The following is a 25,669-nucleotide window of genomic DNA, read 5'->3' as shown; positions in this document are numbered from 1 at the left end:
GCGCTCATGACCGGCTATGCGGACGAACTGGAGCGCGCCAAGCATATCGGCGTCGCCATCCTGGCCAAGCCGTTCAATATCGAGGAACTGCACGCGCTGGTGAGCTGCGAGTAACGTAGTCTGCTCGTGTAGCCGTGAACGACCCCCACCCTGAAGGCGCACCCTGAACCCGCGCCGCGAACCCGCGCCACAAACCTGCGCCACAAACCTGCGCCGAGTCGCGTTGCGCGCCTCGGTTTCGCATTGTCATGCAATCGATCCGCAAGCCCGCAGGGTGGGGCGCCGTGGGCGGCTTCCCCTGCATTTCAGGCCTGCCGCTGCACCGACGCGATCCGTCAGACAAAGGTAGACTCATCGTTCGTTGGTCGGTGGCAACCCTTTGGAGGATTTTCAATGGAATACAGACATTTGGGTGCGTCCGGGTTCAAGGTCCCGGTTCTCAGTTTCGGCACAGGGACGTTCGGCGGCAAGGGCGAGTTTTTCGAGGCGTGGGGTGCAACCGATGTGGCCGAAGCACGCAGGCTGATCGACATCTGCCTCGATGCAGGCGTGACCATGTTCGACAGCGCGGACATCTACTCGCGTGGCTCGTCGGAAGCGGTGCTCGGCGAAGCCATCAAGGGCAAGCGCGACCAGGTGATCATTTCGACCAAGGCCACCTTTCGTTTCGACGACGGCCCGAACAGTGTCGGCTCGTCGCGCTTTCATCTGATTCAGGCGGTCGATGCGTCGCTCAAACGGCTGCAAACCGACTACATCGACCTGTTCCAGCTACACGGTTTCGACGCTAAAACACCCGTCGCCGAAGTGCTCTCGACACTCGACGATCTGGTGCGCGCGGGCAAGATCCGCTACACGGGGGTGTCGAATTTCTCCGGCTGGCATCTGATGAAGTCGCAGGACGTCGCGGACCGTTACGGCTATCCGCGCTATGTCGCCAATCAGACCTACTACTCGCTGGTGGGACGCGACTACGAATGGGAGTTGATGCCGCTCGGCGTCGATCAGGGCGTGGGCGCGGTGGTGTGGAGCCCGCTCGGCTGGGGACGTCTGACCGGCAAGCTCAAGCGCGGCCAGCCGTTGCCGGAAACGAGCCGTTTGCACAAGACCGCCGACATGGGGCCGCCGGTGCCCGAGGAGTATCTGTTCCGCGTGCTGGATGCGATCGACGAGGTTGCCGCCGAAACCGGCAAGAGCGTGCCGCAGATTGCACTGAACTGGCTGCTGCAACGTCCTACCGTGTCGACCGTGCTGATCGGCGCGCGTAACGAGGAACAGCTGCGCCAGAATCTCGGTGCGGTGGGCTGGAATCTCACCGCGGAGCAGGTCGCTAAGCTCGACGCAGCGAGCGACGTGCGACCGGTGTACCCGTATTGGCATCAGGAAGGGTTTGCGGAGCGCAATCCCTCGCCGGTCTCCGCGTGATGGCTTCGCCCGGGTTGGCAGTTTGAGGCGAGTGGAACGTAATGCGAATGCCGCCCTCATGCATCATCGCAGAGGGCGGCGCTCGTCACACCATTTAGCAAGCCGCTCTGACGGCGGCCCATGAGAGTGCCAGCTCTCAGGTTCCTGAATGCAAGGCCGGAGGTGGCACTCAGCCTCCGAGCATCTCGATCACGGTGACGACTACCGTGAACAAGCCAATGCAGCCACCCAAGGTCACTGCGCCTCGCATAAAGTCCGACATAAAGGTCTCCGGGCAAATCATGGAAGACCTCATTTAACTTCAAACGAAATAAATTTGAAAGCAAAAAGAAAGGGTTTGGAGTTCATCAACACCTGGGGAAATCCCACCCTCTGAGCGTCGTGCCTTATCGAACCAGGCCGGCGAGCGTGGCCGGTAAGCTTCAGGTCTTTTCTTTCACCCAGCGCTTCGTTGCGTGATAGCCGTTGCGCGTGGTGTCAGCCACCGCATGACCGGCCGTCTTCGCGCCGTGAGCGATCGCATGCCCGGCGTTGCGGAACGCATGACCGGTTTCCTTGCCGGCGGTTTTCACGTCGGCCTTGAACTGATGCGCGCCTTCCTTGATGTCCGCGTTCGCCATGGGACTGAGTGCGGCGAGCGAGAGTGCAGCGAGCACGAGGGTGAGCTTCTTCATGTCACAGAATCCTATGATTGATCCGCGGCTTGCAGCACGTGCGGCGGTGCGGGTTCGTCTATCGAAGGACGGTCCATTGCGGGAAGGTCCGTTTGCATCATACCGGCTGCATCGAGCATGACGGCGGCGCGGCCCGTCAGCAGCAGCCGTTCGCCAGACCGCAAGGCAAAGCGGTAAAGAATCGTGTTGCCGGTGCCGCTTAGCCGTTCGGCTTCCACGAGCAGGGGACCCTCTGCCGTATCGAGGCTCGCGGTGTGCGCTTCGACATCGCGCACGCTGGCGAGAAAACCGGCACGCGGCCGATCATGCCCAGCGCCCGAGAGCGCGCCCAGTAGCGCGCCATGCACCGCCATTGCTTGCGCTGCGTATTCGACGCCGCACACCGCGGCGAGCCGTCCGTGCGCGCGCAGCGGATTGTGTGGATCGAGATGGCTGGTCGCCGTGCAGTGGATGCTTTCGGCATCCCACGCCGCGACCTGGTCGAGCAGGCACATCGAGCCGCTATGCGGAATGTGCTGCGCAATCCATCCGCGATCGAGCGGCGGGGCGAGGGGAAAGCTCGAATTCATGGCGCGGACTCCCCTGCACCGTTGGGCATCGTGACATCGATCTGCAACTGGACATCCTGCAGATAATCGAGCACGACGCTCGCCGGACGTTGCCGGGCCAGCGCATCGAGCAGAGGCAAGGCACGCGCGGCCGGGTTGTCGACACGCATCTGTTCGAGTTGCGCCGCCGCGAGCACGCTGGCGGGCGCGCCGCTCAACTGCGCCTCGATGCGCGCCAGCGTGCGAACGCCGGGCTCGGGCGCAAGCACCATCGCCACGCCGAACGCGTCGGGGATGGGGCGCACGTCGCGCATCGGCGCGGGATAGTCGGTATCGAAGCAGAGCAGGAGGGTCGGCACACCGTCCACGGCGACCTGGCAGAGGCTTTCCAGCAGACCGGCCGCGAAGCTGCCGTCATACGCGCACAACACGTTGGAAGGCGCCATCGCACGGGTGGCGATGCTCCAATAGCCGGCCGGGGCGTTATGCACTGAGTTATGAAAGCGCGTCGGCGAAAGCTCCCGCTCTTCGCTCGCGAGCGTCTCGCAAATCACGTGACAGTTCTGGCCGTCGCCGCCCGATGCAGCAAACACGGTGGCGAGTGTGGCGGCAGCGCGACCGCTTGCTGCCGCGGCTTCCAGACCGACTGCAAGCGCGAGCTTGACGCCCGCGCCGGTGCGGCGCCGCTCGGCAGGCGGCAAGCTGGCCGGCGCGGGAATGACCGTGCGCGCGGCGACGTACGGCGCGCGGCCGGCAAGGACCTCACGTGCTTCGGCCCAGCCGTTCAGGCCCGGGCCGAGCAAGCCGATGCTTTCGATGTAAGCGCTCAGCCGGATCATCGCGCTGCACTCCCTTGACCTGCTTCAGGCGCGTCGCTCGCAGGGCCGGCGTGACTCGTGCGATTCGTACGATCGGCACGCCCCAACAGCAGACTGCAATTGGTACCGCCGAAACCGAATGAATTGCTGAGCACCACGCCCAACCTGGCCTCGCGACTCGTCAGCAGATAGTTGAGCCCCAACTGCGCATCGGGCTGGGTCGTATTGATGCCCGCCGGCATCATCTGTTCGCGCAACGAGAGCGCCGCGATCACGGCTTCCAGGGCGCCGGCCGCACCTAGCGTATGGCCGGTCGCACCTTTGGTCGAACTGCACGGGGTGCCGTCGAACAGCGCGTTGACCGCGAGACTCTCGGCGGCGTCGTTGCTCGGCGTCGCCGTGCCGTGCAGATTGATGTAATCGACTTCGCTTGCGCTGACGCCGCCGGACGCGAGCGCCTGTTCGATCGCCAGACGCGCGCCGAGTCCTTCCGGATGCGGCGACGACATGTGATAAGCGTCGCTCGATTCGCCGATGCCCAGCAGCAGGATCGCATCGCCCGGCGTTTGCGCTGCATCGGGCGCGCGCTCGAGCAGCGCAAAGGCCGCCGCTTCGCCGATCGAGATGCCGCTGCGGGCGCTGTCGAACGGCTTGCACGGCTCGCGCGACAGCAGTTCGAGCGAGTTGAAGCCATATAGCGTGGTGAGACACAACGAATCCACTCCGCCCACCACGGCGGCGTCGATCAGTCCCGCCTCCAGCATGCGGCGCGCCGAACCGAACACCTTCGCGCCGGACGAGCAGGCGGACGACACCACCAGCGCCGGTCCTTGCAGCGCAAGATACGCCCGCACGAACGCAGCGACCGAATACGGATTGTGGGTTTCTGCATAGTGGAAGCCGGCGGGCAGGGCGCCGCTTTGCGGATCGCGTTGCTGATAGGCAAGCTCCGTTTCCAGAATGCCGGCCGTGCTGGTGCCGAGAAACACCCCGACCCGTTGCGCGCCGTAGCGCTCCCGCGCGGCTTGCACGGCTGCGGCAAAACCGTCCTGGACGAGACCGAGCTGCGCCAGCCGGTTGTTGCGGCATTCAAAGTCGTGCAGGTCCGCGCGCACCGGCTGATCGTCGACGCCTGCCACCTCGCCGATCCATGTATCCAGCGTGGCGCGCCCGAAGCCGCACGGCACGAGGCCGCCGCGTTGCCCGCGCAGCGCGGCGAGCGTGGCGTCGAGGCCGCGGCCGGCGCAACTCGTGGCAGTAAAGTGCGTGAGCAGGATGGGTTTCACTACGTTTCGGTCCTGTGGTTCAACCTGTCTTCCGTGACGGTCGCCCGTCGTTCGAATGACAGCGTGGCTGCGCAATATTTTTTAATGGTAGCAAAAAGCATGCACGCTTCACCTCGCTACGGCATCCGGCGCAATCGCAGCGCGCAAGGTCGTGCAGCGCAATTGCGCGGCCGCCGCCGCTTCGAGCACGGCCGGTAACACGTCCAGCACGACCGGCTGGTTACGGGCGTCGAGCGCCGGATGGCCGTCGTGCAACAGCAGGATGTCGCCCGGCGCCAGTCCGCGCAGCAGGCGTGCCGAGATCACGGCGGCATCGCGTGTGCGGGTGTCGAAGCCACGCCGCGTCCAGCTGGCCAGATGCAGGCCGAGCCGGCACAACACCGGTTCAAGGAACGGATTGCGCAGGCCGGCCGGCGCACGGAAAAACAGCGGACGCATGCCGCTGATGTCGGTCAGCGTCCGCTGTGCCGCTTCGATCTCGCGCTGCAACGCACCCGGGCCCAGCAACGAAAAATTATGACGATGCCGCTGGCTGTGGTTTTCCACCGCATGGCCACGCGCGACGATCGCCTCGACGCAGTGCGGATAGCGCCGCGCCACCTCGCCGATGCAGAAGAAGGTTGCGCGTGCGTCGTAGCGATCGAGCAGGTCCAGCATGCGCGGCGTGACCTCGGGATTCGGGCCGTCGTCGATGGTGAGCGCGATCTGTTTTTCCGCGCTCGGCGGCAGCACCGTCCAGTTCAGACCGAGCAGGGCACTACGCGGCCACAATCCGGCCGCGGTCACCGCCAGATGCGAGGCCATCACGCTGCCCACTGCCCAGGGCCACAGGGCCGGCTGCAGTACGACGCCCGCCGCGGCAGCGGCATGCAGGGCCGCCGTGCCGGTGATGAAAGGCGAAGGTTTCCAGCGCCGGGCCGAGCCGGGCGCGGCAAAGCGTGTCGTGAGCGGGCGCGGCAGCGGCGCGGTCATACCCGTTCTCCATTGGGCAGCTCCGCGCTAGCAGGCGTTTTAACCCGCGTGATGGCGGGCGCGAGGATCGCGGAAAACAGCAAGGCGAGGATCGCGCCCGGGCCGACCGTCAAGCCAAACGCCTTCAGCAGGGGCACACGCGCTAACGCGAGCAGCCCGAAGCCGGCCACCGTTGCGAGGTTGGCGATCAGCAGCGAGACCAGTGTTTGCGGCGCGATGCTTGCGTGAGCGGAGCCGGCGGCGTGCGTCGGCTTGTTGAAAAACAGCGCGTAGTTGGAGCCGACCGCGACGATCAGCAGCATGCCGATCAGATGCAGGATGGTCAGTTGCTCGCCCGCCAGCGCGAGACCGGCGCTGACCACCAGCACGGCGGCAAGCAGCGGTGCGAGCGTGCGCACGACACGCTGCGGCGAACGCAGCGCAATCAGCAGCAGCACGACGATCGCGCCCAGACCGGCGAGCGACAGGTGGATGTCTTCGCGCACATAGTTGACGTAGAGACGATCGGCCTCGGCCTTCATGTCGACGAAGAGCGCGTCGGGTACCTGGGCGCTGGCGACCGCGGCGCGGATCTTGTCGGCGTCGAGGCTGGGTTGGTCGGCGGCTGCACCTTGTGAGGCGTTGTCTGCGGCGTGTCGCGCGCCGGATGGCGGCGCCCGCAACGACAGCATCGCGCTCCAGCGGCCGTCGCGTTGGGTGAGCAGCGCATCGACCGCGAGCGCCATCGAGGTGCCACGCAGATCGGCGCGTTGCAGCAGTGCTTGCTGGCGAGCGGCCTGCACATCCGCGATAAACGGTGCGAAGATCTCCGGCTTTACGCTGATGCTCTGCCCGGCCACCGCCGCGCGCATGCGTGCCGTCAGCTCGCCGGCGTCCGGCAAGCTGGCGAGGCGGGCGCGCTGCGCGGCCACGCTTGGCAGATACAACGCCGGGCTTTCGTAGCCGGCCAGCACGCCCGCGTCCACCAAAGGCTGCAAGTGCGCGGAGACCTTTTCAGCGCCTTCGAGCACGGCCTCCTGGCTCGCTCCGGAGATCACCACCAGATAGCGCACGTCGGGTGCGCCGACATCGGCGCGCAGGCTCTCGTCGAGCGCCTGGCTTGCTCTGGACACCGGACTGAGCGCTGCCAGTTCGTGACTCCAGAGGTGCTCGCGATGAAATCCGAGCACCGCCACCGACACCGCCAGCAAGACGATCAGTGCGCCGCGCAAACGCGGGGCAGCGGCGGTGAAGCGTGCGAGCGCCGCGCCCAGCTTCGAGACGTCGCGGATCGCAAAGCGCGCGCCACGCAGATGCGGCAGTACATAGCGCGTGACGAGCGCCGCCGTGGCGAGGCCCGCGATCGAATAGAGCCCGAGTTGCACGAGACCCGGAAAGCCGGAGAAGAGCATCGACGCGAAGCCGCATACCGACGTCAGCACGCCGAGCCGGATGGTCGGCCAGTAGGCGGCGATCCAGCCACGCAAGGCCGCTTCGTTTTGTGCCGCGGATGCGCCGCGCACCTGCGACGATTGCACGAACAGATAGATCGAGTAATCCACCGCTTCGCCGATCAGCGTCGTGCCGAAACCGAGCGTCAAGCCATGCACGGTACCGAATGCAAGACTGACCGACGCAAGCCCTGCGGCCACGCCCGACAGCACCGGCAGGAGGCCCAGCACGAGCGTGAGCGGCGAGCGGTAGACCATCAGCAGCAGCGCGATGATCAGCACGAGGCTGACTACCGAAAGGCGCGCGACGTCATGCTTGATGTTGTCGCGCGTCTCGACGGAGAACACACCCGGACCGGTCATCAGCAGGTGATACGACGCCGCGTTCGGCATCCCACGGGTGGCAGCCTCGAAGGCGCTGCGCACGCTGGCGATGGCGCGGGCCTGCGCGTCGGTATCGGAGCCGGCGCCCGCGGTCTGCACGACCAGCACGGCACGCCGGCCATCGCGCGAGGCCCACACGCCATCCTGCGAGGCGGGCTGCGCGCCGCTGTCGAGCCGGTTCACCAGCGCAGTCACTTCGCCGGTCGGATCGCGCGGCAATAACGCCTTGGCAAACAAACCGGCTGACGACCCCAGCAAATCCAGGCTATCGCCCAGCGCCTGATGCAGTCCGCCGGCGGAGAAGCGCTGCGGCGTGACAGCAGGACTGAGCAGATAGCGATGCTCGAAGATAAAGCGCTGATCGCGCTCCTCGCTGACCGGCTCGCCATTATTCACCGACGCGAACTGTGGATCGCCCCGCAAGGTGGCCGCCGTGCGCCGCGACAACGCCGCCCGCTGCTGCGCGTCGCCGCCTTCGATACCGACCAGGATCAGCCGCGACACCAGACCGTCGCGCAACTGGTCGACCAGCACGCGCTGTCCTTCGCTCGGCGAGCGCGGCAGGAAAGCCGACAGGTCCGCGGTGAAACTGGTCCGGCTGATCACCACCGCGCAGGCCAGCAGAAAGACGATCCACAGCAGGACCGCGGCTTGCCGTAGCGGCTTGCCAGAGGTGCCCTGGCCGGGCGGTGGCGTGCCGTCGGGCGTGGCTTGCGGCGTGATTCCGGACATCAGTTAGCCGTGTCGTTTTGCAGGCGCATCAGCGAATGGTCGCCGTCGGCCTGCTGGATGGCGACTGTATGCAGCAACTCGCGCGTGCCGGTCAGCGTGATCGTGCTGATGCTCTTGCGCATGCGCGAATCGAGCGGCGTCAGCGTGAGCGTCCAGTCGTCGCCCTGGCCGGTGACCGCCACCTGGTAAACCTGTTCGAGCGCGAAACGATTGCCGGCGAGGGTTGCGCGAATGCTTTCGATGAACGCGGACAGCTCCGGATACTGCGTGAGCGCCATGGTGAACGTGTGGCCGTTGCGGGAGACCGTCAGCTTGTCGCCGTCGACCACCAGGTCTTCGGGTTTCGGCGTGTCCGTGCGCTTTTCCAGGTGATCGGGCGCGGTGAATACCAGTATGCCCGCTGAGGTCACCGGCTGCGCCGCGATCGACAGGTACTTGGTTTCGACAAAGCTCGCATGGCCGGATTTCTTCTGGCCGAGGGTGTTCATCAGCCGGTCGAGCGTCCAGCCCGAAGCAGTGGCGCTGGCCGGCTGGGCCGCGGCACATACGCCGCTCAAGGTGAGCGCGGCGAACGTGGTGGCCAGCGCGAACGCCTTTAACGAACAACGGACTCGGGGCATCAGGCGTGCTGCAGTCATGCGTCAGGTGTTCCTGGTGGTGGTCAGATCGGCGGTGGCATGCACGGCGACAGCCGCAGGCATGGCGGCCGGCCTGTCAGGACGGGGCGCCGCTGCAGCATGCGTGGCTGGTTCAGCGTGCTCGGTGTGCCAGAAGTCGAAAAAGTTGAACCAGTTGTACGGTGCGGCGCGGCAATGCTTTTCGAGCAGCGCGACGTAACGGGCGAGGGCGGCCTGTACTTCGGCAGCGCGCTCGCCGCGCCCGACATGCGAAAAATCGGCCAGCTTCTCGAAATGGATCTCGTAGCGGTTGCCGCCGCGATACAGCCCGGTCATGAAGATCACCGGACGCCTGAGCATCGCTGCCATATGCAACGGTCCCAGCGGAAACGCGGCGGGCGTGCCGAGGAAATCCACCTGGCGCGTCGAATCGCGCGCGTCGCCCAGCAAGGTACGGTCAGCGAGGATGCCGATCATGCTGCCGCCGTCCAGATACTCGCGCACCTTCAGCATCGAATCGATCTGACCGAGAGCAATCACATCCTGCTTCGCCGCTGGATTGATCGAAGCGAGAATCGCGTTGATGCGACGCGCGTTGTCCTCGTACATCGTGACCGCGACCCGCATGTCGGGTCGCTTGCGGCCGATCGTGCGGATCACTTCGAAGCTGCCCAGATGCGCGCCGATCAGAAACGCGCCGCGACCTTCGGCAAGCGTGTCGCCAACCAGTTGCTGGCCGTGCAGTTGCAGGTCGAACAGATCGAAGCGGTCGTTGAGCAGATAGATCCGGTCGTGGATGGTCGTGCCGAACGTCACCAGATGCCGCAACGCATCGAGCCAGCCCGCGGGACGGCCGAGCGCGCGTGTCAGGTAGTCACGCGAGGCCTGCCGGGCGGCCGGCGAGCACACCAGGAAGTAGACGGCGAACGGCATCAGCACGACGCGGCTCAAGCGCCGGCCAAGGCGTAGCGAAAGCCAGCTCGAAAGGCGCATCAGCGGAAGATTGCTGCGCTCCCGGCGTTGGGTCCAGGCCGGCCGCTTCATGTGAGCACCATCTCTGCGGATTCGGCAGGCTGCTCAGGCTGCGTGGGTGCGGCCAGCACGCCGCTTGCCACCACGCGTTCAGCCGCGCTTACCTTGAAGCGGATCGTGCCGCCCGGGCTCGGCTCGTAGCTGAGCGCGAGCGGCTCGCCGGGCCGCGCGGGGCTCGGAAATTTGGCGGAGCTCAGGCGCCAGGTGTCGAATGAACGGTTCAGCGCCGCGCCGATCGCGCTGAGGGCGTGATCGAGCAGTACGACGCCGGGCACGATCGGCTGGCCCGGGAAGTGGCCGGGCAGCGCCGCGTGATCGTGCGGGATCGTGAAGGTGAGGGCGGCGCTTGCGAGTTTTGGCCGCCGCGCGTGTCGCGCCACCAGCGCCGTCAACACGTCGCGCGGCAACTTGCCGGTGGCATTGCGCGGCAACGACTCGACGAACACCAGCGGGCGCGGCATGAACGCAGCGTCGATGCGTTCGCGCAGCGCGGCTTGCAAGGCTCGGGCATCGAGCGTCGGCGCGACCACGAACGCCATCAGCCGGGTGACGGGTTCGCCACGCGCGTGGGTGTGACCGGTGGTGGTTTCGTCGGGCATGAAAAAAACGCCGTCGACCACGCCCGTTATCTCCGTCAACAGATGGTTCAGGTACCCCAGCGAGGTGCGCTTGCCCGCGATGTTGATCAGGTCCGCCTTGCGCCCATGCAGCAGAAAATGGCTGTCGTCGATGAGTTCGAGCGCGTCGCCGAGCGGCACGGGTTGTTCGACGTGACCGCCGGATACCCAGATGGCCTCAGCGTCTTCATCGTCGCTTGCATCGCTTTGCCCATGCCGCGTCTCGAGACGCACGTCCGGATAGAGGTGCCAGGCCGCGCTGCGCGCCGTCCGGCGAGTGGCGATCTGGCCGGTTTCCGTGCTGCCGTAAATCTCCAGCAAAGGCGCGCCGAGCCGTGCCTCGCTCTTGCTCGCGAGATCCTGCGCGAGCGGCGCGGTTGCCGACAACGCCAGCGCCACCGGCGCAAAGGTCAGATCCGACAACATCAAGGCACGCAGGTGAACTGGCGACGTGATGAGCACGCGCGGCTGCGGCACGGCGGCGAGTTCGCTGGCGACGTCCCCGGGGTAGAACGGCTGGCGGTTGCTGAACGCGAAGCCGCCGATCAAGGCCAGCAGCACCGTGGTCTCGAAGCCGTACATATGCTGCGGCGGCACGGTGCCGACCAGCGTGCAGTTGCCCATTTCCAGCAGGCCGAGACGCTCAGCGGACGTGCGCAGGCACTTGACCAGAAACCCCCACTTCTTGCGATGCGGCACCGGCACGCCCGTCGAGCCTGACGTGAACAGATACGCCATCACTTGCGATGCGTCGATCTGCGGGACGGCGATGTCCTGCGTGTTTGCCGGCGTGTCGGCGCTGTCCGGCTCGGGAAAACGAAAGCGCGGCAGATCGACGTTGCACCCGGCGCTGTCGTGCAGGCAGAAGGTGTCCGGCGCGAACGCCGCGAGCTGCCGCACCGCCGCGGGAGTGTGCGCCGACGGCAGCAAGCTGGTCTTGCGGGCCACGAGCGTGGCGCACAGGCCTACCGCAAAACGGTAGCGGTCCGTGCACATGTTGAACACGTGTTCTCCAGAGGGCAACGCCTGGGCGACCCGCGTAACGTCCGCGAGAAATTCGCGCACGGAAACCGGTCTACCGTCGCGCCAGGCGACCGTCTGATCGGGCGAGGTATGGAACAGCAGAGGAAAGCTTGGCATAGCGTCAGTAAAGGCCATCGCCGTGGACCCGGCCGTGCATGGTATGCCGGTACGCGCGCGCGACCGCCAGCAGGCTTGGGCGCTCCACGTCGGGCAGCGCGACGCGACGCCACGCATGTTCACCGACGAACATCACGGCGACGAGGGGCAGCGTCATATAGTTGGCGAAGGTTGACCACACAACGACCGACGACACGGCGAAGAGCAGCGTCGAGATGCCGGCGATCATCAGGAAGAATACTGTCCACGCCACAGTGATCTGGCGCGTGTAGCGTGCAATTGCCGGCGCGAGCGAGCCGTGGACCACGGCGGCGAACTGCGAGCACAACGGCTCTTGCCCCGCCGACAGCGTGCGGCCGAATACGAAGGCCATGGCGAGCACAAAGCTCAGGTGTTCGAAATAGGCGCCCCATGCGAAGTGACGCACGAGCGGCGCGCGCAGCCACCAGAGGCCCAGACACGCCAACGCCCATAACGGCAGCAGCCAGACGCGGTGCTGTGTGCGTGCGGCGGCGGCAAGTGCAATGGCGAGTAGCGGCGCGACCACCAGCATCAGACCGAGGCCCTGTTCGCCCGGCGTGCTGGCCGCGTAATGCGTGCCGACCTGGCAGGCCACGATGACGGCCACCGAGCCGGCGCCACGCGCGATCTGCCCGGGCGAGGTCATGCTTCGCTCCCGCATGAGCTGACGGGCAGGGCGGGTGTCATCATGGACGAAGCGCAAACGCGCACTGCGTGTGCCGCCATGCCGCGACGCGGCTCGCGAGGCTGGCCGAGGCTCAGGCGCGCCTTAGCCGATTCGACAGAAAAAAATACATTACGCTGCATATCTGGGGTTATTTATAAGCCGGTTCTGCGCGGCGCCGCCTCTCTCTACCGGTGCGGCCCGTCTGGTTCTTTCATCACATGATTGGCGCGGCGCAGGTGCGGCGATACCAGCGTCACGCATTTTTCGTTCCCGGAGGGAACCTCGATAAAAGACCCACCGGAGCGCCTTGGGTTCGCCACCGGTTTTGTAACTCTTTGTGTGTCCCGCACGTCCCGCGCGGTGGGCGCAATTCTAGCTTACTGTCCCGTGCCTGGCGTCAGGCCAAGTGCTGCCCTTTCGCTCCCTGGCGCGGCCGCGCGCCACCGCAAAACGTCGTGTAACCCTTTCGCGGTATACGGGGCGGGACGGCTTCGTCTAGAATCGCCCCCAGACTTACAATCTTGAATAATGCGGGCCGATTGCCGGTCAGACGGGGTGAAGGCCGCGCCAGGCGCCGTCCCAGGTTGCTGGAAGCTGGCCCGCCCCGTTCAGCTTCGTGGCTGCCTTGCACCTCAATCCACTGGCAATGATCCCGGCGTATATAGCAATGAATAAACTTGAAGAAGAGCTCGCCGCGCTGATCGTGCGCGAACTGAATCTCGAAGACGCGCAGGTCGAGACGCTGTCGGCCGACACCCCGCTCTACGGAGAGGGGCTGGGTCTGGACTCCATCGACATTCTCGAAATCGCGCTGCTGATCTCGAAGAAATACGGCTTCGAACTGCGTTCGGACAATCCGGACAACCAGAAAATCTTTGCCAGCATCGGCTCGCTGGCCGCTTATGTCGCGCAGCATCGGGTGCGTTAGGGCGCGCATTCGAATGCGCGGCATCCCGCCTGACGGCGCGTGGGCGGACACTGAAAGCGAAAGGTAATGGAGGATCAATGCGAGCGCTGGTGACAGGCGGGAGCGGCGCGTTGGGGCAGGCCATTTGCAAGGCGCTCGCGCTAGCCGGCCACGAAGTGTGGGTGCACGCCAACCGGAGCCTCGAGCAGGCTGAGGTCACGGCGCAAAGCATCGTCGCGGCGGGCGGCCTCGCGCATGCGATCGCGTTCGATGTAACCGACCCGGATGCCACCCAGGCCGCGCTCGAAGGCTTGCTGGAAAGCGCGCCGGTGCAGATTCTCGTCAACAACGCCGGCATCCACGACGACGCGCCCATGCCCGGCATGACGCGAGAGCAATGGCGCCGCGTGATCGACGTGTCGCTGAACGGCTTTTTCAACGTGACACAGCCGCTTTTGATGCCGATGATCCGCACCCGCTGGGGACGCATCATCAACATGGCGTCGGTGGCGGGCGTGATGGGCAATCGCGGCCAGGTGAACTATGCGGCCGCCAAGGCGGGGCTGATTGGTGCCACGAAGTCGCTCTCGCTCGAACTGGCGTCGCGCGGCATCACCGTGAATGCGGTGGCGCCCGGCGTGATCGAATCGCCGATGGCCGGGCAGGCGTTTCCGCCCGAGCGGATCAAACAGATCGTCCCCGCGCAGCGTGCCGGCCAGCCGGAGGAAGTGGCGGCCATGGTGGCGTACCTCGTATCCGACGCGGGCGCTTATGTGACGGGACAGGTGCTGTCGATCAACGGCGGCATGTCGTAGGGCCGCAAGTCCGGCCCGGCTTCGCGAACCTGGCGGCGGGCAGCTCGTGCCGCAGTGAAGTGGGCGCTGAGGGCACGTCCTGCGCTTTCGATAAGCGTGCAGGCCCGGCAACACCACAGAAAAATCGTGTTCAACTCGCAGTTTTCCATGCCCCAAACCCGTCCCTCGTCGACCCATCTGGTTCTGATTCCGAGCTACAACCCCGGCGTAAAAGTTGATGAAACCGTGCGCAGCGCGCGCGACAACTGGAACCCGGTGTGGGTCGTGGTCGACGGCAGCACGGATGGCAGCACTGAGCGTCTGCAGGCGATGGCCGCAGCCGACTCCGGCCTGCGCATAATCGTGCTGCCGCATAACCAGGGCAAGGGCGCGGCCGTGCTCGCCGGGCTCGACGAGGCCGCGGCGCTCGGCTTCACACACGTCCTGACAATGGACTCCGACGGCCAGCATCCGGCCTGGCTGATCGACACGTTCATGCAGGCTTCGCTGGCACGTCCCGGCGCGATGGTGCTCGGCATGCCGAAGTTCGACGCGAACGCGCCGCTGCTGCGCGTCTACTGGCGGCGCATGTCGAATGGTCTCGCGCATCTGGAGACCTTGTGGTCCGGCATCGGCGATTCGCTGTACGGCTTTCGTGTCTATCCGGTCGAACCGCTGCGCGAGGTGATGCGCCGCCATACGTGGATGCGCCGCTTCGATTTCGATCCCGAAGCAGCGGTGCGTCTGTGCTGGGCCGGCGTACGCCCGGTCAACATCGAAGCACCCGTGCGCTATTTCCGTGCCGATGAAGGCGGGGTCTCGCACTTCAATTACCTGCGCGACAACCTGCTGTTGTCGTCGATGCATCTGCGGCTCTTCTTCGGCTTTCTGGTCCGCTTGCCCTCGTTGCTCTCGCAACGTCTCGAACAGCGGCGCCACTGAGCGACCCAACCGGGCAACGCAATCCGGCGCAATCGGCCGCGTCCAAAACTTTCGGTTTGAAGCCAACACGCGCCATATCGGGTAATACCCTGGTATGTCTTCCGTCGCGCGAACGGCTCTGGTATAAATCCGTTCCCAAGCTGATTACGTTTTAGCACGGCAAATATTGACCCTTCAGCTGGATTACAAGCAGCCGCAGGGGCAGCAGTCAGAGGAGCGGTATGGCGCGCGTTGTAGTGGTGGGCAGCATCAACATGGACCTGGTGGTCGCAACCAGTACGTTTCCGCGATTGGGCGAGACGCTGTTCGGAACGCGCTTTGCCACCTATCCGGGCGGCAAGGGCGCCAACCAGGCCGTCGCCGCGGCGCGCCTCGGCGCGCAGGTCACGATGATCGGCTGCGTCGGCGCGGATGGCTTCGGCGACCAGTTGAAAGCCACACTCGGGCGCGAAGGCGTCGACACGCGCTGGGTCTCGACCGGACGCGAAGCCACCGGCATTGCATCGATCACGCTGTCCGGCGGCGATAACGCCATCGTCGTCGTGCCGGGCGCCAATCACGAACTGTCGGCGGCGGATATCGACCGCGCGGAACAAGCGATTCGCCACGCCGACGTGGTCCTCGCGCAGCTGGAAGTGCCGCTCGCCACCGTGCTGCACGCGGCGAAGCTCGCCAAAACGCATGGCAAGCCGTTCTTCCTGAACCCGGCGCCGGCCGTCGCGCTGTCGGATGAGCTGGTCGCGCTCGCCACGCTGCTCACCCCCAACGAACATGAACTCGCCACCGCGCTGCACACCGCCGGCTCGGACTGGGCCGACGTGCTCAGGCGCATGCCGGGCCGGATCGCCATGACGCACGGGAAGGACGGCGCGTACTACACCGCTGCGGACGGCGCGCTCGTGCATCAGGCCGGTTTCAGCGTCGACGCGGTGGATACCACGGGTGCCGGCGATACCTTCAACGGCGCCTTGGCCGCGTTCTGGCATCTGGGCATCGGGGAAGCCGTGCGGCGCGCCAATGCGGCCGGCGCCTTGTCGGTGACCCGCGCGGGGGCGCAGGGCGGCATGCCCACGCTCGTCGAACTCGAACAGTTTTTGCAGGCTCAATCGTGAAAAAACTCGGACACCTGAATCGCGACATCGCGCGCGTGCTGGCCGGCATGGGCCACACCGACAGTGTCGTCATCGCCGATTGCGGCCTGCCGGTTCCCGATGGCGTCGAATGCATCGACGTCTCCCTGACGCTCGGCGTGCCGGGTTTCTTCGACGTGCTCGACAGCGTACTGGCTGACTTCAAGGTGGAGCGCGCCGTGTTTGCGAGCGAAGGCCTGACGCAAAACGCCGCCGTGGCCGCGCGCATCGCACAGATGAAAGCGGCCGGCGTGGCGCTTGACGAAGTCCCCCACGACACCTTCAAGCGCCTGTGCCAGCAAGCGAAGGCCGTGATTCGCACCGGCGAATGCAGCCCGTACGCGAATGTGATCCTCCATTCAGGCGTCATCTTCTGAGAGGCACCTCATGCAAGTGATCATGCGAGGCATCGACAAGGCGTTCGGTCCTGTGCGCGTGCTCGACGGCGTCGAATTCAGGATTGGCGCAGGTGAAATTCACGCGCTGATGGGCGAGAACGGCGCCGGCAAATCGACGCTGATGAAGATCCTCTCCGGGGTCTACCAGGCCGACGCAGGCGACATCCTGATCGACGGCAAGCCCGCGCAGATCCGCGACACCGTCGAGGCCGAGCGCGCCGGCATCGCCATCATCCATCAGGAATTGAACCTGATTGCGCAGTTGTCGGTGATGGAGAACATGTTCCTCGGCCGTGAGCCGAGCCGCTTCGGTGTGGTCGACAGCGCCGCCATGCGCAAGCAGGCCCGCAAGTGGCTCGACATGGTCGGCGCGCAAGGCATCGATCCGGCCACCGAAGCAGGGCAGTTGTCGATCGGTCAGCAGCAGCTGGTGGAAATCGCCAAGGCGCTTTCGCTCGACGCGCGCGTGCTGGTAATGGACGAGCCGACTGCGGCGCTCACGCATCGCGAGATCGAAACGCTGTTCGACATCATGCTCGCGCTGAAAGCGCGCGGCGTCGCGCTGGTGTATGTCTCGCATCGCATGGAAGAGATTTTCCGCATCTGCGACAAGGTCAGCGTCTTGCGCGATGGCAAGTTCGTCGGCGAGCGCGCCGTGAAAGAAACCAGCTTCGACGAAGTGGTGCGCCTGATGGTGGGCCGCGATCTGGGCGAGCGTTTTCCGAAACGCGCGCATACCCCGGGCGAGGTGCGTTTCAAGGTCGCGGGACTCGCGGACGACGGCAACGTCTCCGGCATTTCCTTCGAGGTGCGCGCGGGCGAAGTGCTCGGCGTGGCCGGATTGATGGGCGCGGGGCGCAGCGAAATCCTGCGCACGCTGTTCGGGCTGAACCGCAAGACAGCGGGTTCGGTTGCGCTGGACGGCCGCTCGCTCGAGGTGCGCGATGCCTCCGGCGCGATTGCCGCGGGCATCGGTTTCGTCACCGAAGACCGCAAGAGCCAGGGCCTCGTGCTCGGCATGTCGGTGCGTGAAAACGCCACGCTGGTCCATCTGGATCGCTATGCGCGCTTTGGCATCGTCAATGATACGGCCGAACGCAACGCCGTCGCCGATCTGATCAAGCAATTGCGGATCCGCACGCGCGACGCGGAACTGGACGTGAAGTCGCTGTCCGGCGGCAACCAGCAAAAAGTCGTGTTCGCCAAGTGGCTCGCGGAGCCGCCCAAGGTACTGCTGCTGGATGAGCCGACCCGCGGCGTCGACGTGGGCGGCAAGGCCGAGATCTACACCATCATCAACCAGCTCGCAGCGCAAGGCGTGGCGATTGTGATGGTGTCGTCCGAACTGCCGGAAGTGCTGGCCATGAGCGACCGCATCCTCGTCATGCATCAGGGCAGGCAGAACGGCATTTTCGACGCAGCCGGCGCAACCCAGGAACTGATCATGACCGCGGCCACCGGCGGTAAAGCGGCAATTGCCGCGTAAGCCACGGCGGTACAGACAGCACCTGTTCACCTGATCCGAGATCTGAACCAAGGCGGCGCGGGCCGCCCTCAAGAACCGAGCGAGACACGAGCGAGAACCGAGATGGCAACACTCACCATGACACCCAGTACCAAGGCCACGCTGCAAAAGCTCGGGCCGTTTATCGCGCTGCTGATCGTGGCAGTCGGGCTTTCCATCATCAGCCCGAGCTTCCTCACGCTGGACAATCTGCTCAACGTGATGCGCCAGGCGTCGATCAATGCACTGATCGCGTTCGGCATGACGCTGGTGATTCTGCTGGGCGGCATCGACCTGTCGGCGGGCTCGGTGCTCGCGCTGTCGTCGGTGATCATCGCCAGCCTGATGCAAAGCGGCACGTCGGCCGTGCTGGCGACGCTGGCGGGCATCGTCGCCGGCGGCGTGATGGGCCTTTTCAACGGCCTTGTGATCAGCAAGGGCAAGGTCGCGCCGTTTATCGCCACGCTCGGCTCGATGACGGTGCTGCGCGGCCTTGCGCTCGTCGTCTCGAACGGCAGCCCGATCAGCAGTTTCAACAGCGACTTCTTCTCGATGCTCGGCGGCGGCTACGTGGCGCGCCTCGTGCCGATTCCGGTCGTGCTGATGCTGATCATGTTCGCGATCTTCTGGTTCGTGCTGAAAAAATCGGTGTTCGGCCGGCACGTGTATGCGACGGGCGGCAATGCCGAATCCGCGAAGCTCTCGGGCGTGAAGGTCGATCGCATCCAGCTGTGGGTCTACACCCTCTCCGGCGTGATGGCGGCGATTGCCGGCGTCGTGCTGACCTCGCGCCTGAATTCCGCACAGCCGACAGCGGGCACCGGCTACGAGCTGGACGCGATCGCGGCGGTCGTGCTGGGCGGTACCAGCCTCACGGGCGGGCGCGGCTGGATCTTCGGCACGCTGGTGGGCGCCTTGCTGATCGGCGTGCTCAACAACGGCCTGAACCTGCTCGACGTGTCGTCGTTCTATCAGCAGGTCATCAAGGGCGGTGTGATCCTGCTGGCGGTGTTGATCGACCGCGGCAACAAGAAATAAGCCCATACCTGCGGTGCTCACGCGCGCGGTTCGAACGCGCCGCGTGCGCAGCGCGCTCTGAAGATTTTATTAACCAGGAAGCGGCGCAAGCCGCGTAGTACGACTAACGATGCACAACACACTCTACACACAGAAATCTGGAGGAAGACAATGAAAAAGATCATTTCGCCGCTGGTGGCCGCCTTGCTGGTAGTCGGCATTGCCGCATGCTCGAAGCAGGGTCCCGACACGAGCGCCGCCGCAGGCGCAAGCGACGCATCCGCACCGGCGGCGGGCGGCACAGTGACAGTGGGGCTGTCGATCTCGACCTTGAACAATCCGTTCTTCGTCTCGCTGCGCAAGGGCGCGGAAGATGAAGCGAAGAAGGAAGGCGTGACGCTGATCACCGTCGACGCGCAAAACGATCCGGCCAGACAGCAGGCCAGCGTGGAAGATCTGATCCAGAAAAAGGTCAACGTGATCATGATCAACCCGACGGATTCGTCGGCAGTCGCAAACGTCGTCAAGGAAGCCACCGACAAGGGCATCAAGGTGATCTCGCTCGACCGCAGCGTGAACGGCGCCGAAGTCAGCTCGCACATTGCCTCGGACAACAAGGCCGGCGGCAAGATGGCGGCGGACTTCATGTTCGACAAGCTGGGCGGCAAGGGCAACGTGGTGGAGCTGCAGGGCATTCCGGGTTCGTCCGCGGCGAACGAACGCGGTGCGGGTTTCGACACGGAAGTCGAGGCCAAGGGCGGCCTGAAGATTTCGACGAAGCAGCCGGCTGACTTCGATCGCGCGAAGGGTCTGTCCGTGATGGAAAACATCATCCAGAGCAACAAGGACATCCAGGCCGTATTCGCACAGAACGACGAAATGGCGCTGGGCGCCGTCAAGGCGCTGCAGGCCGCGGGCCTGAAGAACGTGGCCGTGGTGGGCTTTGACGCCACCGACGATGCGATTGCCGCCGTCAAGGCCGGCACGATGGCCGCCACGGTGCAGCAGCAGCCGGAACTGATCGGCCAGTACGGCGTGCAGACGGCGAAGAAACTGGTGGACGGCCAGGCCGTGGACAAGTTCATCCCGGTGCCGCTGAACCTCTACAAGCAGTAAGTTTTCAGCGCGCCGCGCACGTAGTACCATCTGGCACTGATATCAACGTCGACGCAGTGCCTGCCGCCACCCGGTATCAACCGGCGTGGCGGCGTGTCCCCCTCATCGTTTTTCTGGCTCATGGCCCGTTGCCCATGCAATGGCGTCGCTGCGCCGATGCAAAGTCTTCGTGATCGAAGGCGTCGACAACTTGCCTCCAGGAAACCCGCGTGTCCCAGTTCGAGCGTCTGACTATCGACGACATCGCCCGTCTGGCGAACGTTTCGCGCACCACCGCGAGCATGGTGCTCAACGGCTATGCAGCGCGCTATCGGATCTCCGCGGCGACCGTCGAGCGCGTGCTGAAGGTCGCGAAAGACCATCACTTCACGCCGTCGCAATCGGCACGCGCGCTGCGCTCGCGCCGCAGCAACACGATTGGCCTCGTGATTCCCGATCTCACCAACTCCACCCACGCCGCGCTCGCGCAGGCGTTGGAATGGCAATGCCGCGCCAGGTACGGCTCTCAGATCGTCGTCGTGACGAGCGACGAAGATCCGGTGCGCGAGACCGAAGGGATTGCGCATCTCGTGTCGCATCAGGTGGATGGCGTGGTGGTTGTGCCGTGCACCGCGGACGCGAAGCGCTACGAGAAATGGGTGAAGCGCTTGCCGTTGGTGTTCGCCGATCGCCGCGTCGAAGACAGCGAGATTCCGTATGTCGTGACCGACGCGAGCGAAACCGTTGCGACGCTGGTGGGCGACGCGATCGAGCAGGGCGCGCGCGAAGTGGTGTATTTCGGCGGCCAGCCTGAACTGTCCGCGAGCCGCGACCGTCTGGCCGGCTATCGCCTCGCGCTCGCGAGGCACGGCGTGACTGAGAAAAAAGGCTGGGTCTATCAGCGCGACTTTCAGCGCGAATCGGGCCATGCGCTGATGCAGGCCTGGTTCAACACGCACCAACGCTATCCGCAGGCGCTGTTCGCCGGCTCGATCACCTTGCTCGAAGGCGTGCTGTCGTTCATGAACGAGGCGCACAAACTGGCGCAGGCGCCCGGCCGGCTGATGACCTTCGACGATCACCAGCTGCTCGACTGTCTGCCGCTGTCCATCGATGCGATCGTGCAGGACAGCCGGCAACTCGCGGAACATAGTCTGCGCTGCGTATTCGCGCTCCTCGAAGGCGAGCCGCATCCTGACTCGCTACAGGTGCCGGCGCAGATTCATTACCGGCGTTCGCATACCGGTCCGGTGTAATTGGGTAGCGAACCGGTATAAAAATAATTAATGCGCCGGTGTAATCGTCCCTATATTGTTTTAAATATCGTACGAATAATCCGTCGCAATAATAAAAGGGTTCGAGTCGGGAGGCGTTCTGGATGATGCCCACCCGAATACGAGCCCAGTTCCTAGAATGAAAATTGCTTTCAGTATATTATCCGGTTCGAACTGAAGGCGCATTGCAAGAATGGTGCTCCGGGCTTTCTCCGCTGGATCCCGCTGTGACAGGCGTACCGGTGCTTTCGTCTGATAGATAAATGATGCATAAATACTATCTATCCCGGCAATTACTTATTTCCCATTGCGCAATAATCAGGGCGGCTCAAAGCCTGGGCATACGTGACAAGGCTTAAGAGAGTGTTAACTTTTCACAACAACGTGCATTTTTCTGTGTCCCGGATGGATTCGTAGCGTTATTGTCCTTTTCGCAATAACTGAATCTTTCACCTTCACGGAGAAATGATGAAAAGAATTGCTCTCTCCAGCCTCTCGCTGGCGCTGCTCGGTATAGCCGGTGCAGCGCATGCTCAAAGCAGTGTCACGCTATACGGCACCATCGATACCTCGATCACATTCGTTCATAACGCCAACGGGGCAGCCGGCCAGAATCTCTGGTCGATCGGCAATAACAGCGGCGGCGATCTCTCCGGAAGTCGCTGGGGCTTGAAAGGCCAGGAAGACCTGGGCGGCGGACTGAAGGCGATCTTCCAGTTGGAAAACGGCTTTAATCCGGCGAACGGACAGCTCGGGCAGGGTAGCCGCCTGTTCGGCCGTCAGGCCTACGTCGGGTTGACCGCCGATCAGTACGGTACTTTTACGCTGGGCCGTCAGTACGATCCACTGGTGGACATGGTGCAGGGCATCACCGCCGATAATTACTTCGGCAGCACTTTCGCCACCGCTGGCGACGTGGACAACTACGACAACAGTTCGCGGACCAGCAACGCGATCAAATACGTATCACCGGTTTTCTACGGCGTCCAGGTCGAAGGCATGTATGCGTTCGGCGGCGTCGCGGGGGCCACCGGTTCAGGGCAAACCTGGTCGGCGGCGGCGTCTTATAACACCGGGCCGTTCTCGGTCGCTGCGGGTTACTTCGTGGCGGACAATCCGACCGTGACCGGCCTCGTGCGTACCACCTGGAGCGGCACCTCGGACGGCACGTTCGATGGCTCATTGATCAACCTCGGTTTGCAGACCGCGAAGTCGATCAATATTGCCCGGGTGGCGGCGCAATATGTGCTCGGACCGTTCACGTTCGGCGCCGGCTACAGCAATTCGCAATACCGGGCAGACGGCCAGTCGGCCTTCGCCTCGACCGAAATATTCAATACGGGGCAGGGCTTCCTGAACTATCAGCTCAGCCCAGCCTTGTTGCTCGGCGCCGGCTACAGCTACACGCATTCGAGCGGCCAGGCGAGCGCGAACTACCACCAGGTTTCACTGGGCGCGGACTACAGCCTGTCGAAGCGTACGGACGTGTATCTGGTCGGCGCATGGCAACACGCGATCGGCGAAACGCTTAACGCGGACGGCACGGCGGTGGTGGGGGCGCAGGCCTCGGTGGGCTCGTACGGCTACCCCGGCACGAATACGCAAGAACTGGTCAGCCTCGGCCTGCGGCACAAGTTCTGAGGTCGGATTCACGGGGAGCGGTGAGCGGGAGCAGGGCGGTGTAAAACAGGGTCGTCGGCGTTGCGCTGACGACCCGTTTTGCCTTGCTTGACGCAAGCGGCCTGTGCGCCTTTCAGGCCTTTTTCATGTGCGCAGCCAGCAGCGACAGATCGGCGGCGCCGAGGCGGTCGCTTGCGGTTTGCACCTGATGCCAGTACGGATAGAGCAGCGGCGGTGCGCTGACCTTGTCGAGCCGCGCGCGCTGTTCGGCCGTCAGCGTGAGATTGGCTGCGCCGAGGTTATCGCGCAGCTGTGTCTCGTTGCGCCCGCCGATGATCACGGACGCGACCGCGGGGCGTCCGAGCGTCCATGCGAGCGCGACCTGCGCCGCCGAGACCTTGTGCTGCGCAGCGATCTCGACCAGCACGTCGACGATCGACCATAGCCGTTCTTCATCGCGAATCGGCGGCTCGGTCCAGCCGGCGAGTTGGCGTGTGCCTTCCGGCGTCGCATTGCGGCGATGCTTGCCCGACAGCAGACCGCCCGCCAGCGGACTCCACACCAGTATGCCGAGGCCCTGATCGAGCGCGATCGGCGCGAGTTCGTATTCCGCCTCGCGCGCTTCGAGGGTGTAGTGAATCTGCTGGCTGACAAAACGCGGCAGGCGGTCGCGTTCGCTGATGGCGAGCGCCTTCATCAGATGCCAGCCCGAATAGTTCGAGCAACCCACATAGCGCACCTTGCCGTGTCGTACCAGCTGATCCAGCGCCTCGAGGGTTTCTTCGAGCGGCGTCAGGCCATCCCATTCGTGGATCTGATACAGATCGATCACGTCGGTCTTCAGGCGCCTGAGGCTCGCCTCGCACGCCGCGATCAGATGATGCCGCGACGCCCCGCGATCATTGGGGCCGTCGCCCATCGGAAAACGCGCCTTGGTGGCGATCAGCACGCCACCCTTGCGCTTGCCGCCGAGTGCCTCGCCGACGATCTCCTCCGACGCGCCGTTCGAATACACGTCGGCTGTATCGATCAGGTTGACGCCCGCGTCGATGCACATGTCGATCTGCCGGCGCGCGTCGTCCAGCCCCACTTCGCCGACGCTTGCGAACTTGCCCTTGCCGCCCATTGTCATGGTGCCGAGCGTGATGGTCGACACCTTGAGGCCCGAACGGCCGAGTTGACGATATTCCATGATGAAGCGATCTCCGTTGAATGTGACTCAGGACGGGACAGTGCCGCCGCACGGCCAGGGCTTGCCACGTTGGCTGTGCACACGCCGTGCCTGTCTGGGGGATTTCGTGATGTTTCGAGCTTGCCTCGCGGTGTGCGCTGCACCCGCCTTTGCACGCAAGCCCAACCCCGCGACGATATCGGAGATACACTAATCATTCCAACAGAAATATATGCTTGCATTAAGCGATATTTCTGCTTAATCCCGTAGTCAAACCCAAACCGTGTCGTAACGCAATGCCGAAGCAGGAGAAGCCGTTGGACCTGAAGCAGCTTGAACATTTCGTGGCGGTCGCCGAAGAGCGCCATTTCACGCGCGCCTCGCGACGCCTGAACCTCGTCCAGTCGGGCTTGTCGGCCTCGATTCGAGCGCTCGAGGAGGATCTCGGCGGCCCGCTGTTCATCCGCAGCACACGCCGGGTCGCGCTGACGCCCGCCGGCGAGGTGCTGTTCGAAGAGGCGCGCAATGTGCTCGCCGCAGCGCGCGACGCGCGCAACGCCGTCACGCAGGTTCACGGACTGGCGCGCGGGCGCCTGAGCATCGGTGCGATCCATGGGCTTGCGCCGTTCATCGACCTGCCGGCGTCGCTCGGCACGTTTCGGGCGGCGTTCGGCGGTATCGATATCGAACTGACGCTCGACGGCTCGCGCGCGTTGATCGACGAGGTGCGCGACGGGCGCATCGACATCGCCTTCACGCAGCCGGTCATGCCCGCGCCCGACGATCTTGGCTCGCGCATGTTCGCCTGCGAAGGGATGGTGGTGGTGTGCGGGGCGCAGCATCCGCTGGCGGGTGCCGGCGACCTGCGGCTCGCCGACCTCGTCAACGAGACGTTTGCCGATCTGCGCCCCGACTGGAGCGTGCGCCGACTGATCGATCAAAGCTTTGCCGCTGCCGGACTGCAGCGGCGCACCGGTTTCGAGGTCAACGACATGCCCATGCTGCTCGACCTCGCCGCGCAGGGTCTCGCGATCACGCTGGTGCCCGAGTCGGTCGCCGCCGCCCGCGCGCGCGATACGCGCGGCGCGCCGGTGGCCATCGCGACGCTGCACGCGGCCGACGAACCTTGCTGGGAACTGGCTGCCGTCTTCAAGGGCAGGCAAGGGGAGCCGCTTACGCCGGTCGCGCGGGCCTTTCTGGACCTGCTGCAATTGCCTGAAATGGCAACTGAGGCGGCCACCGAAGAGGCGGGCTGAAGAGGCTGCCCGCGCCGCTCTTTAAACGTCTGAAGTTTCCCGCCGGAACCCGGCGGGAACGACGCGCGCAGGGTGATTGCCGGTTCGCAAGAACATCTCGCTGTTTTATGCAAGAATCGCGGCCGGGCTAGTGGGTACAAAAGCAAATCGAACCTGAATCTGCCCATTAGAAAAAATCATTGGTGAAGAGGAGTAGAC

General features: G+C 64.6%; 23 protein-coding genes. 12 read left to right on the top strand and 11 right to left on the bottom strand.

Annotated elements, in window-relative coordinates; translation table 11 throughout:
* The first annotated feature begins 393 nt into the window (after window positions 1-393).
* A complete protein-coding gene (locus VGH41_RS06385; protein ID WP_331596507.1) occupies window positions 394-1,425 on the top strand; it encodes an aldo/keto reductase in 1,032 nt (343 codons plus the stop codon).
* Between the two features lie 422 nt (window positions 1,426-1,847).
* Here the strand turns inward: VGH41_RS06385 and VGH41_RS06380 are convergent, their stop codons facing one another.
* The 10 genes from VGH41_RS06380 to VGH41_RS06335 all read right to left on the bottom strand — a co-directional run bounded on the left by VGH41_RS06380 (window position 1,848) and on the right by VGH41_RS06335 (window position 12,342).
* Window positions 1,848-2,099: a hypothetical protein gene (locus VGH41_RS06380; protein ID WP_331596506.1), complete on the bottom strand. Its 252-nt coding sequence runs from the start codon at window positions 2,097-2,099 to the stop codon at window positions 1,848-1,850.
* A gap of 11 nt (window positions 2,100-2,110) precedes the next feature.
* Window positions 2,111-2,668 carry a hotdog family protein gene (locus VGH41_RS06375; RefSeq protein WP_331596505.1) on the bottom strand — a complete coding sequence of 186 codons (558 nt, stop codon included), beginning with the start codon at window positions 2,666-2,668 and terminating at the stop codon, window positions 2,111-2,113.
* Window positions 2,665-3,486 (bottom strand): beta-ketoacyl synthase chain length factor, encoded by an 822-nt coding sequence (locus VGH41_RS06370; RefSeq protein ID WP_331596504.1) that lies wholly within the window; start codon window positions 3,484-3,486, stop codon window positions 2,665-2,667. The genes VGH41_RS06375 and VGH41_RS06370 overlap by 4 nt, the downstream gene beginning before the upstream one ends.
* Window positions 3,483-4,751, bottom strand: a complete 1,269-nt coding sequence (locus VGH41_RS06365; protein WP_331596503.1) for a beta-ketoacyl-[acyl-carrier-protein] synthase family protein — start codon at window positions 4,749-4,751, stop codon at window positions 3,483-3,485. Before VGH41_RS06365 ends, VGH41_RS06370 begins: the two co-directional genes overlap by 4 nt.
* 108 nt (window positions 4,752-4,859) lie before the next feature.
* Window positions 4,860-5,723, bottom strand: a complete 864-nt coding sequence (locus VGH41_RS06360; protein ID WP_331596502.1) for a polysaccharide deacetylase family protein — start codon at window positions 5,721-5,723, stop codon at window positions 4,860-4,862.
* Window positions 5,720-8,269, bottom strand: coding sequence for an MMPL family transporter (locus tag VGH41_RS06355; protein ID WP_331596501.1), 2,550 nt, complete (start codon window positions 8,267-8,269; stop codon window positions 5,720-5,722). The genes VGH41_RS06360 and VGH41_RS06355 overlap by 4 nt, the downstream gene beginning before the upstream one ends.
* Entirely contained in the window at window positions 8,269-8,907 is a 639-nt protein-coding gene (locus tag VGH41_RS06350) for an outer membrane lipoprotein carrier protein LolA (protein ID WP_331596500.1), read from the bottom strand. Before VGH41_RS06350 ends, VGH41_RS06355 begins: the two co-directional genes overlap by 1 nt.
* Before the next feature lie 3 nt (window positions 8,908-8,910).
* On the bottom strand, window positions 8,911-9,930 hold the full coding sequence (locus VGH41_RS06345) for an acyl-CoA synthetase (protein WP_331596499.1): 1,020 nt from the start codon (window positions 9,928-9,930) through the stop codon (window positions 8,911-8,913).
* Window positions 9,927-11,675 carry an AMP-binding protein gene (locus tag VGH41_RS06340; protein WP_331596498.1) on the bottom strand — a complete coding sequence of 583 codons (1,749 nt, stop codon included), beginning with the start codon at window positions 11,673-11,675 and terminating at the stop codon, window positions 9,927-9,929. The genes VGH41_RS06345 and VGH41_RS06340 overlap by 4 nt, the downstream gene beginning before the upstream one ends.
* A 4-nt stretch (window positions 11,676-11,679) precedes the next feature.
* Window positions 11,680-12,342 carry a hypothetical protein gene (locus VGH41_RS06335; RefSeq protein WP_331596497.1) on the bottom strand — a complete coding sequence of 221 codons (663 nt, stop codon included), beginning with the start codon at window positions 12,340-12,342 and terminating at the stop codon, window positions 11,680-11,682.
* A 688-nt stretch (window positions 12,343-13,030) separates the two neighbouring features.
* On the opposite strand from VGH41_RS06335, the gene VGH41_RS06330 reads away from it, so the two are divergent.
* From VGH41_RS06330 to VGH41_RS06285, 10 genes are all read left to right on the top strand, one after another.
* The gene (locus VGH41_RS06330) at window positions 13,031-13,291 is read left to right on the top strand and encodes a phosphopantetheine-binding protein (RefSeq protein ID WP_331596496.1); all 261 of its coding nucleotides are present in this window, start codon (window positions 13,031-13,033) and stop codon (window positions 13,289-13,291) included.
* Between the two features lie 77 nt (window positions 13,292-13,368).
* Window positions 13,369-14,085, top strand: a complete 717-nt coding sequence (gene fabG, locus VGH41_RS06325) for a 3-oxoacyl-ACP reductase FabG (protein ID WP_331596495.1) — start codon at window positions 13,369-13,371, stop codon at window positions 14,083-14,085.
* A 147-nt stretch (window positions 14,086-14,232) separates the two neighbouring features.
* Window positions 14,233-15,006, top strand: a complete 774-nt coding sequence (locus tag VGH41_RS06320) for a glycosyltransferase family 2 protein (RefSeq protein WP_331596494.1) — start codon at window positions 14,233-14,235, stop codon at window positions 15,004-15,006.
* 221 nt (window positions 15,007-15,227) lie between these two features.
* Complete coding sequence (rbsK, locus tag VGH41_RS06315) at window positions 15,228-16,118, top strand: ribokinase (protein WP_331596493.1); 891 nt, start codon at window positions 15,228-15,230, stop codon at window positions 16,116-16,118.
* On the top strand, window positions 16,115-16,513 hold the full coding sequence (gene rbsD / locus VGH41_RS06310; RefSeq protein WP_331596492.1) for a D-ribose pyranase: 399 nt from the start codon (window positions 16,115-16,117) through the stop codon (window positions 16,511-16,513). The genes rbsK and rbsD overlap by 4 nt, the downstream gene beginning before the upstream one ends.
* A gap of 10 nt (window positions 16,514-16,523) precedes the next feature.
* The gene (locus VGH41_RS06305) at window positions 16,524-18,020 is read left to right on the top strand and encodes a sugar ABC transporter ATP-binding protein (RefSeq protein WP_331596491.1); all 1,497 of its coding nucleotides are present in this window, start codon (window positions 16,524-16,526) and stop codon (window positions 18,018-18,020) included.
* 102 nt (window positions 18,021-18,122) lie between these two features.
* Window positions 18,123-19,076, top strand: a complete 954-nt coding sequence (locus VGH41_RS06300; RefSeq protein ID WP_331596490.1) for an ABC transporter permease — start codon at window positions 18,123-18,125, stop codon at window positions 19,074-19,076.
* 150 nt (window positions 19,077-19,226) lie between these two features.
* Window positions 19,227-20,171, top strand: coding sequence for a ribose ABC transporter substrate-binding protein RbsB (gene rbsB, locus VGH41_RS06295; protein ID WP_331596489.1), 945 nt, complete (start codon window positions 19,227-19,229; stop codon window positions 20,169-20,171).
* A gap of 209 nt (window positions 20,172-20,380) precedes the next feature.
* On the top strand, window positions 20,381-21,406 hold the full coding sequence (locus tag VGH41_RS06290; RefSeq protein WP_331596488.1) for a substrate-binding domain-containing protein: 1,026 nt from the start codon (window positions 20,381-20,383) through the stop codon (window positions 21,404-21,406).
* A 486-nt stretch (window positions 21,407-21,892) separates the two neighbouring features.
* Complete coding sequence (locus VGH41_RS06285; RefSeq protein ID WP_331596487.1) at window positions 21,893-23,065, top strand: porin; 1,173 nt, start codon at window positions 21,893-21,895, stop codon at window positions 23,063-23,065.
* Between the two features lie 112 nt (window positions 23,066-23,177).
* On the opposite strand, the gene VGH41_RS06280 is transcribed toward VGH41_RS06285, so the two are convergent.
* On the bottom strand, window positions 23,178-24,236 hold the full coding sequence (locus VGH41_RS06280; RefSeq protein WP_331596486.1) for an aldo/keto reductase: 1,059 nt from the start codon (window positions 24,234-24,236) through the stop codon (window positions 23,178-23,180).
* A gap of 296 nt (window positions 24,237-24,532) precedes the next feature.
* Between VGH41_RS06280 and VGH41_RS06275 the strand changes: the two genes are divergently transcribed.
* On the top strand, window positions 24,533-25,471 hold the full coding sequence (locus VGH41_RS06275; RefSeq protein ID WP_331596485.1) for a LysR family transcriptional regulator: 939 nt from the start codon (window positions 24,533-24,535) through the stop codon (window positions 25,469-25,471).
* Window positions 25,472-25,669: the final 198 nt, after the last annotated feature.

It is taken from the genome of Paraburkholderia sp. (assembly GCF_036488795.1).
Lineage (GTDB): Bacteria > Pseudomonadota > Gammaproteobacteria > Burkholderiales > Burkholderiaceae > Paraburkholderia.
This window is presented reverse-complemented; position numbering and strand designations above follow the sequence as displayed.